The sequence below is a fragment of the Murinocardiopsis flavida genome (genome assembly GCF_003014485.1).
Taxonomy (GTDB): Bacteria; Actinomycetota; Actinomycetes; order Streptosporangiales; family Streptosporangiaceae; genus Murinocardiopsis; species Murinocardiopsis flavida.
In genome coordinates, this window is record NZ_PYGA01000004.1 from 124,743 (window position 1) to 138,613 (window position 13,871).

General features: G+C 73.7%; 14 protein-coding genes. 12 read left to right on the forward strand and 2 right to left on the reverse strand.

What is annotated here, in order from left to right; genetic code table 11:
• Nucleotides 1-43: 43 nt before the first annotated feature.
• The 6 genes from CLV63_RS07735 to CLV63_RS07760 all read left to right on the forward strand — a co-directional run bounded on the left by CLV63_RS07735 (nucleotide 44) and on the right by CLV63_RS07760 (nucleotide 5,405).
• Complete coding sequence (locus CLV63_RS07735) at nucleotides 44-1,228, forward strand: cytochrome P450 (protein WP_106582232.1); 1,185 nt, start codon at nucleotides 44-46, stop codon at nucleotides 1,226-1,228.
• Nucleotides 1,228-1,422 carry a ferredoxin gene (locus CLV63_RS07740; RefSeq protein WP_106582233.1) on the forward strand — a complete coding sequence of 65 codons (195 nt, stop codon included), beginning with the start codon at nucleotides 1,228-1,230 and terminating at the stop codon, nucleotides 1,420-1,422. The genes CLV63_RS07735 and CLV63_RS07740 overlap by 1 nt, the downstream gene beginning before the upstream one ends.
• 154 nt (nucleotides 1,423-1,576) lie before the next feature.
• Entirely contained in the window at nucleotides 1,577-1,972 is a 396-nt protein-coding gene (locus CLV63_RS07745) for a DUF6841 family protein (protein WP_106582234.1), read from the forward strand.
• A 153-nt stretch (nucleotides 1,973-2,125) separates the two neighbouring features.
• Nucleotides 2,126-2,617 carry a hypothetical protein gene (locus CLV63_RS07750; protein WP_106582235.1) on the forward strand — a complete coding sequence of 164 codons (492 nt, stop codon included), beginning with the start codon at nucleotides 2,126-2,128 and terminating at the stop codon, nucleotides 2,615-2,617.
• Between the two features lie 33 nt (nucleotides 2,618-2,650).
• Nucleotides 2,651-3,847 (forward strand): site-specific integrase, encoded by a 1,197-nt coding sequence (locus CLV63_RS07755; protein WP_106582236.1) that lies wholly within the window; start codon nucleotides 2,651-2,653, stop codon nucleotides 3,845-3,847.
• Between the two features lie 76 nt (nucleotides 3,848-3,923).
• Nucleotides 3,924-5,405, forward strand: coding sequence for a hypothetical protein (locus tag CLV63_RS07760; protein ID WP_106582237.1), 1,482 nt, complete (start codon nucleotides 3,924-3,926; stop codon nucleotides 5,403-5,405).
• Between the two features lie 239 nt (nucleotides 5,406-5,644).
• Here the strand turns inward: CLV63_RS07760 and CLV63_RS07765 are convergent, their stop codons facing one another.
• Together CLV63_RS07765 and CLV63_RS07770 are read right to left on the reverse strand one after the other, a co-directional pair.
• A complete protein-coding gene (locus CLV63_RS07765) occupies nucleotides 5,645-6,472 on the reverse strand; it encodes a carbohydrate ABC transporter permease (protein WP_106582238.1) in 828 nt (275 codons plus the stop codon).
• Nucleotides 6,469-7,413 (reverse strand): carbohydrate ABC transporter permease, encoded by a 945-nt coding sequence (locus tag CLV63_RS07770; RefSeq protein ID WP_106582239.1) that lies wholly within the window; start codon nucleotides 7,411-7,413, stop codon nucleotides 6,469-6,471. The genes CLV63_RS07765 and CLV63_RS07770 overlap by 4 nt, the downstream gene beginning before the upstream one ends.
• A gap of 677 nt (nucleotides 7,414-8,090) precedes the next feature.
• On the opposite strand from CLV63_RS07770, the gene CLV63_RS07775 reads away from it, so the two are divergent.
• The 6 genes from CLV63_RS07775 to CLV63_RS07800 all read left to right on the forward strand — a co-directional run bounded on the left by CLV63_RS07775 (nucleotide 8,091) and on the right by CLV63_RS07800 (nucleotide 13,848).
• Entirely contained in the window at nucleotides 8,091-9,527 is a 1,437-nt protein-coding gene (locus CLV63_RS07775) for an ABC transporter substrate-binding protein (protein ID WP_106582240.1), read from the forward strand.
• Between the two features lie 172 nt (nucleotides 9,528-9,699).
• Complete coding sequence (locus tag CLV63_RS07780; RefSeq protein ID WP_106582241.1) at nucleotides 9,700-10,104, forward strand: YybH family protein; 405 nt, start codon at nucleotides 9,700-9,702, stop codon at nucleotides 10,102-10,104.
• A gap of 179 nt (nucleotides 10,105-10,283) precedes the next feature.
• Nucleotides 10,284-10,844, forward strand: coding sequence for a hypothetical protein (locus tag CLV63_RS07785; protein ID WP_106582242.1), 561 nt, complete (start codon nucleotides 10,284-10,286; stop codon nucleotides 10,842-10,844).
• A 70-nt stretch (nucleotides 10,845-10,914) separates the two neighbouring features.
• Complete coding sequence (locus CLV63_RS07790; RefSeq protein ID WP_106582243.1) at nucleotides 10,915-11,760, forward strand: DUF4097 family beta strand repeat-containing protein; 846 nt, start codon at nucleotides 10,915-10,917, stop codon at nucleotides 11,758-11,760.
• A 337-nt stretch (nucleotides 11,761-12,097) separates the two neighbouring features.
• The gene (locus CLV63_RS07795) at nucleotides 12,098-13,060 is read left to right on the forward strand and encodes an ATP-binding cassette domain-containing protein (protein ID WP_106582244.1); all 963 of its coding nucleotides are present in this window, start codon (nucleotides 12,098-12,100) and stop codon (nucleotides 13,058-13,060) included.
• Entirely contained in the window at nucleotides 13,057-13,848 is a 792-nt protein-coding gene (locus tag CLV63_RS07800; protein ID WP_106582245.1) for an ABC transporter permease, read from the forward strand. Before CLV63_RS07795 ends, CLV63_RS07800 begins: the two co-directional genes overlap by 4 nt.
• The last annotated feature ends 23 nt before the right edge of the window (nucleotides 13,849-13,871 follow it).

Genomic DNA, 13,871 nt, shown 5'->3' on the forward strand with positions numbered 1-13,871 from the left:
CGGGTGGGCGCGGATCCGCGCCCACCCGGTGAGGACGACGACGATGACGACCGAACCCCTGACGTTCCCGCTGACACGCACCGGCCCCTTCGACCTGCCGGCCGAGGTCCTGGCCATGCGCGCCGACCGCCCCATCACCCGCGTGCGCTACCCGGACGGCCGCACGGGCTGGCTGGTCACCCGGCGCGCCGCCGTCCGCGCGGTGCTCGCCGACCCGCGCTTCAGCGCGCGCCAAGAACTGCGGAGCACCCCCTTCAACACCGCCGCCGAGACCCCGCCCGCCATTCCCGGCATGTTCATCGGGATGGACCCGCCCGACCACACCCACTACCGGCGGCTGCTCACCGGCCAGTTCACGGTGCGCCGCATGCGGCGGCTCACCACCCGCGTCGAGCAGATCGCCGCGGAGCACCTGGACCTGATGGCCGCCGCCGGGCCGCCGGCGGACCTGGTGCCCGCCTACGCCGTCCCCATCCCCGCCCTGGTGATCTGCGAACTCCTCGGTATCCAGCCCGCTATGCGGGAGCCGTTCATGCAGGCGACCGCGCGGATGTCCCGGATCGACGCCGCCCTGGAGGAGAAGCAGCGGGCGATGGCCGAGGTCTCCGGGCACATCGCCGAAATGGTGCGGCACAAGCGGGCCGAGCCGGCCGACGACCTGCTCAGCGGGCTCATCGCCGACGGCGGCAGGCTGACCGACGACGAGGTCACCACCATGGCCTTCCTCCTGCTGGGCGCCGGGTTCGACACCACTGCCAACATGCTGGGCCTCGGCACGTTCGCGCTGCTGTCCAACCCCGACCAGCTCCCGGCGGTCACCGACCCCGCCACCGTCGACAACGCGGTCGAGGAACTCCTCCGCTACCTCCCGATCATCCCGGGCACCATCCGCTCGGCGCTGGAGGACATCGAACTCGAAGGCGTCCGCATCGCGAAGGGCGAGAGCGTCATGGTCTCCATCCCCGGCGCCAACCGCGACCCCGAGCACTTCGCCGACCCCGACACGCTCCGCACCGCCCGGGACACGGCCGGCCACGTCGCCTTCGGGCACGGCGTCCACCAGTGCCTCGGACAGCAGCTCGCCCGGGTCGAGATGCGGGTGGCCCTCCCCGCGCTGTTCCGCCGGTTCCCCGACCTGGCGCTGGCGGTGCCGCCCGAGCAGGTCCCGCTGCGCGACGACATGGTCATCGGCGGCGTCCACGCGCTGCCCGTCACCTGGGGGGCCTGATGCGGGTCCAGGCCGACAGGGAGGTCTGCATCGGCGCGGGCATGTGCGTGCTGACCCTGCCCGAGGTGTTCGACCAGGACGAGGACGACGGCAGGGTGGTCCTGCGCACGCCCGAACCCGCGCCCGCGCTGGCGCAGCGGGCGCGGGAGGCGGTCGCGCTCTGCCCGTCCCGCGCCCTGTCCGCGGCCCCCTGAGCGCCGGGCGGCGGCGCGCTGCCGCCGACCGCAGCGGCGGACCCGGAACCGGCCGGGAGAGACCGACACAGGCGGGTCGGCCTCTCCCGGCCAGAATGGACTCCGCCCGGGCCCCGGCGGCTCGGCGCACCGGACACGGACAGGGGAGTACGGCATGCTCGACCGGCACGCGGTCCACGAATTCTTCGTCTCCTACGGCCGCGCACTGGCCGACGGCGACCTCGACGGCATCGCCGCCTGCTACGCCTACCCCGCCTATGTCGCCGGGGACGCCCAGAGCATCGCCGTCGCCGCCCCCGAAGACGTCATCGGTGCGTTCGCCGGTGCCGCCGAGCGGTACAGGCGAAGCGGCGTGACCCGCGCCGTTGCCGAGACACGGGGGGTCGAGGCGTTGACCGATTCGCTGATCTCGGCCGACGTCCGCTGGTCCTATACCGACGACCGCGGCACCGAGGCCCGCACCGAGTCGTTCCGGTACCTGCTCCGGGCGGGCGGGGGTACCGTGCGGATCTGCGCCGTGGCGGCGACGGCGGACGCGGCGTCCCGGTAGGCCGCGGGCGCGCTGCCGTTGGCGGCCGGTTCGCGCGGCGTGGGACGATCCCCTGAGGGAAATCGAACGCGCCGGGCGGGCGCGCGTCCCGCGCCGCCGCTGCTGGCACCGAGAACCGCCCCGCCCCGGAGCCGGGGCGCGGCCGGAGGTCGCATGTCGCCGAAGAAGAAGCGGAAGAACCGCACGACCCGCGAGGGGAGGACGCCGACCGGGCCGCGGAACGAGGCGGCCGGGCCCCGGGACGAACCGGCCGCCGCCGAGCCCGCGACCGTGCGCACCGTGAGCCGCACCCCCGTCGTGCTCGACCCCGAACCGCGCTGGCCGGTGGCGGTGTGGTCGGCCGCCGCATTCGTGTGGCTCGTCGGCACCGCCCTGTTCTTCGTCCTGTACCTGGCCGAGGGCTTCGCCATGCTCGGCGAGGCCGAGGTCACCGACGCCGCGCGGCGCGCCACCGGCTGGTACCTCGTCGGGCTGCTGGTGTGCGCCCTCGTGGTCCCGCTGGGCGCCGGCGTGGCCGCGGCCCTCATGCGGCGCCGCATCGCCGCCATCGGGTTCGCGGTGGCCCTCGTCGCCTCGGCGGCCGTCCTGTTCTCCCTCGCCTCGCCGGGGGAGTTCGCCATGGGCATCAGCGGCGCGTTCGGCTGAGTCGCGGCCCGCCGTCGGCCATCATGGACGCTGATGAGCACCGAACCCCCCGACACCGGCCTGCTGCCCGCGGAAGTGCGCACCCGCCTGGCCGCCCCCAGCGTCCTGGTCGACACCGAGGCGCTGGAGGCGGTGCGCCGCCGCTTCGACGACGAGCAGGCCGCGGCGCTGGGCCGCTACCTCGCCTCGGCGCAGTCGCCCAACACGCTGCGCGCCTACCGCGCCGACTGGGTGGCGTTCTGCGCGTGGTGCCTGGCCCAGCAGCGGCAGTCCCTCCCGGCGGCGCCCGTGGACGTCGCGGTGTACCTAGCGGGCCTGGCCGAGCTGACCCGCGACGGCGAACCGGGGCGCTGGGCGCTGGCCCCGGCGACCCTGGAGCGCAAGGCCGCCGCCGTCGCCGCCGTCCACGGCGCCCACGGGCTCGACTCGCCCACCCGCGCCGACGTCGTGCGCATGACCCTGCGCGGCATCCGGCGCAGCCGCCGCACCGCCCCCCGCCGCAAGCGCCCCGTCGTCCTGGCGACCCTGGAGGCCCTGCTCGCCGAGCTCCCCGCGGCGGGCGCCGCCCGGCGCCGCGACGCCCTCCTGCTGCTCACCGGCTTCGCCGGGGCGCTGCGCCGCAGCGAACTCGCCGCCCTGTCCGTCGACGACGTCGCCGTGGACACCGACGCGCGCACCGGCGAACCCCTGCTGGTGGTGGGTTTGCACGCCACGAAGACCGACCAGGAGGCGCGGCACGGGCAGTCGGTGGCGCTGCCGCGCGGCCGCCGCGCCGCGACCTGCCCGGTGTGCCTGTTCGCCGACTGGACCGACGTGCTCGCCGCGCACCGCGACGGCGGGACCCCCGCGGTGCGCGCCCTGCTCGGCGCCGCACCGGAGGCCGACGGCGCGCACCGCTGCCACACCTTCGCCGGCACCCCCCTCGCCGACGGGACGGGGCGCCCCCTGTTCCCCGCCATCGACCGGCACGGCAACCTGGGCGGGCGCGCCGTCTCCGGGCGCGCAGTGGCCGAACTGGTCAAGCGCTACGCCGAACGTGCCGGTCTGGACCCCGGCGTCTATAGTGGGCACTCGCTGCGTTCGGGGTTCGCCACCCAGGCGGCGCTCGGGGGCGCGGGCGATCGCGAGATCATGCGCCAGGGCCGCTGGACCAATCCCCGGACCGTGCACGGCTACATCCGAACGGCCAACCCGCTGGAGGACAACGCGGTCACCCGGTTGGGGCTGTGAGGGCCGCCAGGCCCCGCGCAGCCCCGCCACCTGCCCGCGGCTGTTCCCCTTGTCTGTTATGTGTAAGGATGCCCGGGTGATCGCTGAGTTTCGCGCCGCGTTCCAGGAGCTGATCGACGCCTCTGTCGCCGCTGATCCCCGCTACTTCGCCCCTGCGGTCCACAAGGTCTACCAAATGGCCTCGCAGGTGCCCATGGAGGAGCGGGAGCAGGCGCTGAAGGTCCTCGGCCCGATATTCGCCGGGGGATACCTCACCCCTGGCGTGGCCGCCGACCTGTCGGTGGTCGCCGGCGCCCTGGTCGAGATCGGTACGCGCCCCGGCGACACCGGCGCCGAAGTGCTGCGCATCACCCGCACCACCGGCCAGTCCGCCGCGGTGTTCCTGCACGCCTGGAAGGAGACCGGCGGCGGCACCCCGCCGGAGCCCGAGCAGGTCACCGACGCCGAAGAGGAGCGGGTGGCGCGCACCCTCGGCGACAACGCCCCCGGCGCCACCATGGCGTGGTGGACCGCGCGCCGCTACGGGCTCGCGGCCAAGACCATGCTCAGCGACGGCGGGGTGCGCGCCGCCGTGCGCTCCGACCCGGAGCTGGGCGCCGAGCTCGTCGCCATCGCCAACCAGCTCTCCGGCGCGCTGACGGAGTTCGGCGAGGTGCGGGCGCTGCTGCGGATGGCCGAGGCCACCTCCGCGGTGGTGCTCGACCGCGCCTCCGGGCGCGGTTTCCGGGTGCTGTTCGAGGGCATCGGCGACAACTTCCAGCTCCACACGCTGCTGGCCGACGCCCTGGTGGGCGGGCAGGGCCGCGGCCTCGCGGGGGAGCGTCCCGACCCGCGCTGGACCGCGTCGTTCGTCGACTCCGACCCCGACCCCGCGGCGGGGGTCGTGCACGGCTGGTGGAACATGGTCACCGCCGACGGCTCCTGGGTGTGGAACGAGGGCGTGCCCGCCGACATCCCCATGGTCGAGGGCGAGCGGGTGCTGGTCCTGGAGGAGCAGCCCTACGAGCGCACCTGGAACGCCGGGCGGGTGCACCCGCAGGTCCGGGGCTGGCTCGACGTCGACGAGGAGCTGACCCCCGCCGAGGCCGCCACCTGGTGGCAGCGGGTGAGCCCCTCGGAGGCGGCCGCGCCGCTGCACTCCCCGCACGAGGCGCAGCAGCCGCCGCCGCAGCTGCCCGACTGGGAGGTCGCCGAGGAGGCCACCGCGCCGCCCGACGAACTCGCCGCCATGGAGGCCCGCGCCGCGTCCTGGCCCGAGGACCGGCCTGCCGCGCCCCACGCCGAGCCGCCGACCGAGCACGCCGTCCCGCAGTACGCCCCGCAGTGGGCGCCCGAACCCGAGGACGCCCCGGCGCCCCCGCCCGCCCCCTGGTCCGGGCCCGCGGATCCGCCCGCGTGGCCGGAGGCGCCCGCCGAGCCCGCCGCGCCGTACGCGCCGGAGGGCCCCACCGAGGAGGGCGCCCCGCGGCGCACCCCGCCCGGCGCCGGGCTGCTGCCCCCGCTGCCCGAGGGCGTGTCCGACAGCGCCGCATGGGGCCCCGCCTGGCGCGACTACTGAGCCCGGTGGGGCGCGCGGGTCAGTAGGCGCGGGCCCGCGTGGGGACCACCCGGACCACGGTCGACAGGTCGGTGTAGACCTCGTCGGGGGTCATGCCGGCGGAGTCCATCGAGGCGGCGCTCGGCCCGGGCCGCGGCCGCCTCCGGGAGGAGGGGGAACATCCGCCGATCGTAGCGGAGGCGGTTTCGTTCTCAGGGGGTGCGCGGCGGCCGCCGCGGGCCTGCCGCGCACCCACGCCGCTACTCCTTGAGTGCGCCGTTGAGCAGGCCGTTGATGAAGCTGCGCTGGAGGACGAGGTACATCGCGACCAGCGGCAGGGCGACCAGGACGGCCGCTGCGGCGGTGGCGCCGGAGTCGGCCATCTTGCGGTTGCCGGCGAAGAACGACAGCGACAGCGGCGCGGTCTGCACGTCGGGGTTGTCGGGCACCAGCACCAGCGCGAGCAGGAAGTCGTTCCAGGTGTAGAGGAACACGATGAGCGCGAGCGCCATGACCGCGGGCAGCGCGGCGGGCAGCAGCACCCGGGTGAGGGTCTGCAAGCGGGTGGCGCCGTCGATGGACGCGGCCTCGGGCAGCGAGCGCGGCAGCCCGCGGAAGTAGGTGCTCATCCAGAAGATGCCGAGGGAGACCGACAGGCCGATCTGCGGCAGGATGAGCGCCCATGAGGTGTTGACCAGGCCGAAGTCCTCGATCATCGCCTGGAGGGGGACGATGATCCCCTCGTAGGGCAGGACCAGGCCGATGAGCAGCACGCCGAGGATCGCCCCGCCGAAGGGCACCCGCAGCCACGCCAGCGCGTAGCCGGCCAGGACGGACAGGGTGACGGTGACCAGCACGACGCAGATGGCGACGAACGCGCTGGACATCAGCGCCGCCTCGAACCCGCCGTCGGTCCAGGCCTTGGCGAAGTTGTCGAGCGTGAAACTGCGCGGCACCCCCAGCGCCGAGGGGCGCCCGCTCGGTTCGCTCAGCGACAGCACCAGGATGTACAGCGCTGGGTAGACGGCGATGACCGCGCCGATCACCAGAATGAGATGGCTGATCACGGACTCGCGGCGCGATCTCATCGGCGCGGCTCCTTGTCTCGGAAGAGGAACAGCACGAGCCCGGTCACCACCAGGACCAGCGCCGCGAGCAGCACGGACAGGGTCGCCGCGGTGCCGTAGTCGCGTGTGTTGAACGCCGCCTTGTAAATGATCACGCTCGGCATGATCGTGGTGTCGCCGGGCCCGCCCTGGGTGGTGTTCCAGACGACGTCGAAGTTGCGCAGGGCGTAGGTCGTGGTGAGCACCAGCGCGAAGGAGATCTCGCGCCGCAGCCCCGGCAGGGTGACGGTGAAGAACTCGCGGATGGGGCCGGCGCCGTCGATGCGCGCGGCCTCGTACAGCTCGGCCGGGATCCGCTGGGCGCCCGCGAGGAACAGCACCATGCACAGCCCGAACATCACCCAGGTGCCGATCGAGCCGACCGCCGGCAGCGCGGTGCCGAACTCGCCCAGCCACGCCGTGGCCAGCCACCCCAGCCCGACCTGGCCGAGGAGCGCGTTGAGCGGCCCGTCGATCGCGTACATGTAGCGCCAGGCCACCGCGACGACGACGCCCGACAGGATCTGGGGGACGAACAGCGCCGTGCGGAAGAACGTCAGCCCGTGGATGCGGATGCGCGCCATGATGCCGGTGAACATCAGCCCGATCGCCGCGGGCAGCACCGCGTAGAACACGATGAACACGAAGGAGTTGATGAGCGCCTTGCGGCTGTCGGGCTCGGTGAGCACGTCGATGTAGTTCTGCGGGCCGACCCAGGTCGCCGCGGTGACCCCGTCCCACTCCCACAGGCTCAGCCACACCGACTGGCAGAGCGGGTAGAGCACGAACACCGAGAAGAACACCAGCGCGGGCAGGATGTAGAGCAGGCCCACCCAGTCCCAGCGCCGGTGCAGGCGCGGCGCGGTGCGGCGGGGGCCCCGGGGCGTGCGCCGGGTCCCTGGGCTGGTGCTCAGAGCGGTCATGGCCGGTCCTGGGTGGGTCAGCGGCAGGCGGGACGCGCGGCGGGCATACGCCGGATCGAGGTCCGAGGCCGACCGAAGGGGGTGTCGGATGGCGTGGTGCTGCATGTGGCCGGGCACCGGGCACGACGCTGCCGGGGACGGCGGGAACCGCCGGGACTCCCCGATGGTCTGCGACCGGTGATCCGGAGAGAACCCTAGTGGAGGCGGCACGCCCCGATTCGCCACACAGGCACCGTTTCGGGCCTGGGCACCCGGTTTCGGTGCGTCACAAAGTACAAGTGCGGTGGTCCGCCCGGCAATCCGGGGTGGGGCGCACCACGCCCGCCGCCTCCCCGCACGCGGCGATCGGGGGCCCGCGGCGGCGCCGGCGGGCGGCGGCCGGGCGCACACCGGCGCACGCGAAGACGAGACGATACTGTGACATGGGCGGAGACGCACCCCCGGCGCGGGACCCCTGGTCGGCGGCCCGGGTGGCGCCCGCCACCCGGTCTGGAGACCCCCCGCACTCTGGTATGAAGCGATACGCTGACCCAGCCGCGACGCTTCATAACGATCTACTCCACTTTGGGGTGATTTCGCGTTAGGCGCCTGGACGGCCCCGTTTCGGCTCTGTAAGCATTTGCGCCCCTACACTCCCATTTCGGTCGGCGGACACGCCGGCCTGGAGGAAAGCCACCATGACATCTCCCTACGTCACGCCCCCTGAACGCCCGGTCGCCGGGCCGGGTGGACCTCGAATCGGCCCGGCCCTCCTGGGAGCGACCCTGGCCCTGTGCCTCGCGGCGACGGCGTGCGGCGCCCCAGGCGGAGGTGGCGAGGGCGGCGGCCCCTACAAGGTGCCCGAGGACGAGAAGATCAAGGAGCCGGTCTCGCCCGAGCAGCTCGCCAAGAAGGGCGACGTGACGCTGCGCCTGGGGATCGACGCCAACCTCGAAGCCGAGATGGAGCGGGTCGTGCCGCGCTTCGAGGAGAAGTACCCCAACGTCGACGTCGAGATCAAGTACAAGTCCTTCGAGGACCAGATCAAGACCGTCATCCCCACCCTGAAGTCCGGCGGCGCCAAGGCCCCCGACCTGGTGGGCGGCAACCAGGGCTACTCCATCGACGGCGCCATGGTCGAGGGCGGGCTGGCGCGGCCCATCGACGACATCGCCGACGCCTACGGCTGGTCCAAGACCATGAGCCCCTCGCTGCTGTCGACGCTGCGCTGGTCCGAGGACGGCCGCAAGTTCGGCGTCGGCGACCTCTACGGCATCGCGCCCGACACCCAGAACGTCGGCATCTTCTACAACAAGAAGACCCTCGACGAGATCGGCGTCGAGCCGCCCGAGACCTTCGCGGACTTCGAGAAGGCGCTGGCGGCGGCCAAGGACGCCGGCGAGCAGCCGCTGCTGCTGGGCAACGCCGAAGGCTACGGCGCCTACCAGGCGTTCGGCATCATCCAGGCCGCGCACAGCGACACCCTGCCGCTCACCGAGTGGATCAACGGCTCCGAGGGCGCCGACTTCGTCAACGAGACGAACCTGAAGGCCGCCGACGGCATCGTCGAGTGGGTGGAGAAGGGCTACTTCCAGGAGGGCTACAACAGCCTCACCGACGTCGACGCCACCACCAAGTTCGGCGAGGGCGAGGGCGTCTTCATGATCGCCGGCGACTGGAACGCCACCTCGCTGGTGCAGGCCAAGGCGAAGGACATCGGCTTCCTGCCCGCGCCCAAGGGCAAGAGCGGCGCCCACATCGCCCAGGGCGCGGCCGGGCTGCCCTGGCACGTCAACGCCAAGACCAAGAACATCGAGGCGGTCGCCGCCTTCCTCGGCATGGTCATGGACGAGCAGAACGCCGCCGACCTCGCCGAGATCGGCCGCATCCCGCGCATCGCGCCGGAGGACACCTCCGACCTCGACCCGCTCACCAAGGACGCGATCGAGGCGACCCAGGTGACCCTGGAGGACGAGGGCCTGGTGGGCTTCATGGACTACGCCTCCGACACCATGTACGACACGCTCGGCGCCGAGACCGAGAAGCTGCTCGGCGGCAAGCTCGACAGCGGCGAGTACCTTGGCGCCATCCAGAAGGACTGGCAGAAGTTCCAGACCGACCGCGCCAAGGGGTAGCAGCCGGGACCGCCCGCACTGCGCCGCTCTCCGCCCCGGTGGCGGGGACCTCGTTCGGGGTCCCCGCCACCGCCGCGCCCCGGGGCGCGCCCCCGGGCGCGCGGGGCGGCGGGGCGGTTCGTCCGGGGGCGCGCCACGGCCGCCGCAGGGCCGCCGATAGACTGCTGTTGTCATGACGAGTCCTCATGACGATCCCACCGGCCCGGCCCCGGGCACCGATCCCGCGCAGCATGCAACGGCCTACGCCGCGGCCTTCAACGCCGGCGACGCCGCCGCCCTCGACCGCGCCTATGAACCCGGCGGCGTCGTCGTCCCGCACCCCGGGCATCCCGCGCGGGGGCCGGAGCGCAGTGCGGCGACCGCCTATCTCCTCGGCCTCGGCCTGCCCATGGACGCCCGCGTCCGCCACACCTACGTCGCCGGCGACATCGCCCTGCTGATCGTGGACTGGTCGATGCGCGGCACGGCGCTCGACGGCACCGCGGTCGACTTCGCGGGGACGGCGAGCGACGTCCTCCGGCGCGGCCCGGACGGGTGCTGGCGCTACGTCATCGACAATCCGTTCGGCACCGCTTGATCCTTCGGCGTGGCCCGTCCCACGGGGCGGGCCGCGCCGGCGCGCGGGCCCGCGCGCCGGGCCGCAGCCGGGGCGGCCCGGCGTGGTTCCATGCGCCCCCACCTGCACCAACGCACAATGACGTCATTAGGCGTCAAACACGACTTGCAATGACGTCTCATTAGCGTCATAGTGATGTCATGGATCTTTCGCCGTACGTCGACACCCTCCGCCGCGAACTCGCGGTCGCCGCCGCAGCGGGCGGCGAGGACGCCCGCGCACTGGCCGAGCGCCTCACCGCGTCGCTCGACTCCGCTGCGCGGCTCGCGCTGCTGGAAGCCCTGTCCGCGGCGGCGGACGAGATCACGCTCGAACTCGCCCCGGGCTCGGTCGACGTCCGGCTGCGCGGGCGCGACCCCCGGTTCGTCGTCACGCCGCCGCCCGCCGAGCAGCCGCCGGAGAACGCCCCCCAGAGCAGCCTGGCCGGCGCACTGGCCGGTGCGATGGAGGTCGCGATGGGGGTGCGCGCGCCCGTGGCGCCGCCGCCCGAGGCCGACGACGGCGGCACCGCGCGCATCACGCTGCGCATCCCCGACCACCTCAAGCCCCGGATCGAGGAGGCGGCGGGCGGGGCGGGGGTCTCGGTCAACACCTGGCTCGTCCGCGCCGTGTCCGCCGCGCTGGAACCCGGCGAGCCCGACCACGCCACCCAGCGGCGCGCACCGCGCGGCGGCCAGCACTACACCGGCTGGGTCCGCTAGCGGCACCCGCCCCTCTCCACCCGCCCCACCAGCAGGGGGCTTTCCGCAGATCCCTCAGAAAGGCATCGCCATGCCGACCTTCACCACGCCCGAACCGATCTCGGTCAAGATCGACCTCGCGGCCGGCCACCTCCGGATCATCGCGAGCGACCGCACCGACACCCGGGTCGAGGTGCGCCCGAGCGACGCCGCCAACGAGTCCGACGCCAAGGCCGCGGAGCAGGCGCGCGTCGATTACGCGGACGGCAGGCTCCTGGTCAAGGCGCCGCAGCAGTGGCGGCAGTACGGCTTCTTCGGCAGCGGCCCGGCGATCGATGTGACGGTCGAGCTGCCCTCGGGCTCGCACGTGGAGGGCGACACCTCGGCGGCGGCGTTCCACTGCGAGGGGCGGCTCGGCGAATGCCGGATCAAGTCGGGCGCCGGCGACATCGCACTCGACCAGACCGGCCCCCTCCGGCTGAGCACCACCGGCGACATCACCGTGGGCCGCGCGGTGGGCCACTGCGAGGCCACGACCGCCTCCGGGTCGGTGCGCATCCGCACGATCGACGGCACCGCGGTGATCAAGAACTCCAACGGCGACACCTGGATCGGCGAGGCGACCGGCGATCTGCGGTTGAAGTCCGCCAACGGCCGTATCTCCGTCGGCAAGGCGCACGCGACGTGCGGCGCCACCAGCGCCAACGGCGACATCACGATCGGCGCGGTCATGCGCGGCTCGACCTCGCTGGAGACCGCGGTCGGCGAAGTGGAGATCGGCATCGTCGACGGCACCGCGGCCCGGCTCGACCTCAGCACGCAGTTCGGCACCGTGCACACCGACCTGGACGCCGCCGACGGCCCCGGCCCCGGCGACGAGACCGTCACGGTGCGCGCCCGCACCGCCTTCGGCGACATCGTGGTGCACCGCTCCTGACCGCCCGACCGACACCCCGACGACAAGGAGCCGGCCTGGCCGAAGCCCACCCGTAGCACCCGGCGGCGACCCCGCCGCCCCTGCCCCACCGCCCCACCGCGCAGCGCATCACCCGGCCCGACCGTCGACCCGCCGTCCGGTCCGGCCCCGCCCTGCCGCTCCCGGCCCCACTGCGCCGGGCCCTCCCGGCGGCGCCGCACCGCGCCGCCCGGCCACCACTCCACGCCGCCGCCCCGAGCCGCGGGCTGCCCGCGTCCCGGCCGCGCGCCGTCGCCACCACGACCTGCCACGGCCGCCACGACACATCACGTACGCCCTTTTCACGAATCGAGGAACCATGACCACCGCCCCACCCACCCCGGCGATCGCGGCGACCGCGCTGCGCAAGTCCTACGGGGACCATCTCGTCCTCGACGGCATCGACCTGGACGTCCCCGCCGGCACGGTGTTCTCGCTGCTGGGCCCCAACGGCGCGGGCAAGACGACCGCGGTCAAGATCCTGTCCACGCTGATCGGCGCCGACAGCGGGGACGTGCGGGTGGCGGGCCACGACGTCGCCCGCGACCCCGACGCGGTCCGCGCGGCGATCGGTGTCACCGGCCAGTTCTCCGCGGTGGACAACCTGCTCACCGGCCGGGAGAACCTGATGCTGATGGCGGACCTGCACCACCTGGGCCGGGACGAGGGCCGGCGGCGCGTCGCCGACCTGCTGGAGCGCTTCGACCTGGTCGGCGCGGCCGGCAAGCTCGGCTCGGCCTACTCCGGCGGCATGCGGCGCCGGCTCGACCTCGCCATGGGCCTGGTCGGCGACCCCCGCATCGTCTTCCTGGACGAGCCGACCACCGGCCTGGACCCGCGCAGCCGGCGGTCGATGTGGCAGATCATCCGCGACCTGGTCGACGGCGGCGTCACGATCTTCCTCACCACCCAGTACCTGGAGGAGGCCGACGAGCTCGCCGACCGGATCGCGGTCCTCGACCACGGGCGGCTGGTCGCCGAGGGCACCGCCGACGAGCTCAAGCGCCTCATCCCCGGCGGCCACGTCCTGCTGCGGTTCACCGACATCGGCGCGGTGGAGTCGGCCGTCCGGATCCTCGGCACGGGCGTGGCCGACACCGCCGCGCTCACCGTGCAGGTCCCCGGCGACGGCGGGGTCCGCTCGCTGAAGGCCCTGCTCGACCGGCTCGACGACGCCTCGATCACGCCCGAGGAGCTGGCGGTGCACACCCCCGACCTCGACGACGTGTTCCTCACCCTCACCGGCCACCCCTCCGACGACGCAAAGGAAGCAGTCCGATGACCGCCCTCTCCGCCACCCTCACCGACGCGGCGACGATGTCGCGGCGCCAGCTCCGGCACATGGTGCGCTATCCGTCGCTGACCCTGATGCTCATCGGGCAGCCGATCCTCTTCCTGCTGCTGTTCGTCTACGTCTTCGGCGGCACCCTGGGTGCGGGACTCGGCGGCGCCGCGGGCGGGCGCGGCGAGTACCTGAACTACGTGGTCCCCGGGATCCTGCTGATGGCCGCGGCCAGTGTCTCCATGGGCACCGCGGTGTCGGTCGCCATGGACATGACCGAAGGCGTCGTGGCCCGCTTCCGCACCATGGCCATCGCCCGCTCCTCGGTGCTGACCGGGCACGTCGTGGGCAGCATGATCCAGGCGATGCTGAGCATGGCGGTCGTGATCGGCGTCGCGCTGCTGATCGGGTTCCGGCCGAGCGCCGGGCCGGGTGCGTGGGTCGCCGCGGTCGGCATGTTCGCGCTGCTGTGCTTCGCGCTGACCTGGTTGACGGTCGCGATGGGCCTGGTGAGCGAGAGCGTCGAGACCGCGAGCAACATGCCCATGCCGCTGGTGCTGCTGCCGTTCCTGGGCAGCGGGTTCGTGCCCACGGACTCGATGCCGGCCGGGATCCGCTGGTTCGCCGAGTACCAGCCCTTCACCCCCGTCATGGAGACCCTGCGGGGGCTGCTGATGGGCACCCCGATCGGCGGCAGCGGCGTCCTGGCCGTCGCCTGGTGCCTGGCCATCGCCCTGGGCGGGTACCTGTGGGCGCGGGCGCTGTACAACCGCGACCCGTCGAAGTAGCCGCCGCCCGGTCGCCCCGGCCC

Coding starts and splice junctions, on each gene's coding strand:
- CLV63_RS07780 (WP_106582241.1), top strand. CDS start 9,700: ATGACGAGTCCTCATGACGATCCCACCGGCCCGGCCCCGGGCACCGAT.
- CLV63_RS07765 (WP_106582238.1), bottom strand. CDS start 6,472: ATGAGATCGCGCCGCGAGTCCGTGATCAGCCATCTCATTCTGGTGATC.
- CLV63_RS07800 (WP_106582245.1), top strand. CDS start 13,057: ATGACCGCCCTCTCCGCCACCCTCACCGACGCGGCGACGATGTCGCGG.
- CLV63_RS07785 (WP_106582242.1), top strand. CDS start 10,284: ATGGATCTTTCGCCGTACGTCGACACCCTCCGCCGCGAACTCGCGGTC.
- CLV63_RS07790 (WP_106582243.1), top strand. CDS start 10,915: ATGCCGACCTTCACCACGCCCGAACCGATCTCGGTCAAGATCGACCTC.
- CLV63_RS07755 (WP_106582236.1), top strand. CDS start 2,651: ATGAGCACCGAACCCCCCGACACCGGCCTGCTGCCCGCGGAAGTGCGC.
- CLV63_RS07775 (WP_106582240.1), top strand. CDS start 8,091: ATGACATCTCCCTACGTCACGCCCCCTGAACGCCCGGTCGCCGGGCCG.
- CLV63_RS07795 (WP_106582244.1), top strand. CDS start 12,098: ATGACCACCGCCCCACCCACCCCGGCGATCGCGGCGACCGCGCTGCGC.
- CLV63_RS07745 (WP_106582234.1), top strand. CDS start 1,577: ATGCTCGACCGGCACGCGGTCCACGAATTCTTCGTCTCCTACGGCCGC.
- CLV63_RS07750 (WP_106582235.1), top strand. CDS start 2,126: ATGTCGCCGAAGAAGAAGCGGAAGAACCGCACGACCCGCGAGGGGAGG.
- CLV63_RS07740 (WP_106582233.1), top strand. CDS start 1,228: ATGCGGGTCCAGGCCGACAGGGAGGTCTGCATCGGCGCGGGCATGTGC.
- CLV63_RS07770 (WP_106582239.1), bottom strand. CDS start 7,413: ATGACCGCTCTGAGCACCAGCCCAGGGACCCGGCGCACGCCCCGGGGC.
- CLV63_RS07735 (WP_106582232.1), top strand. CDS start 44: ATGACGACCGAACCCCTGACGTTCCCGCTGACACGCACCGGCCCCTTC.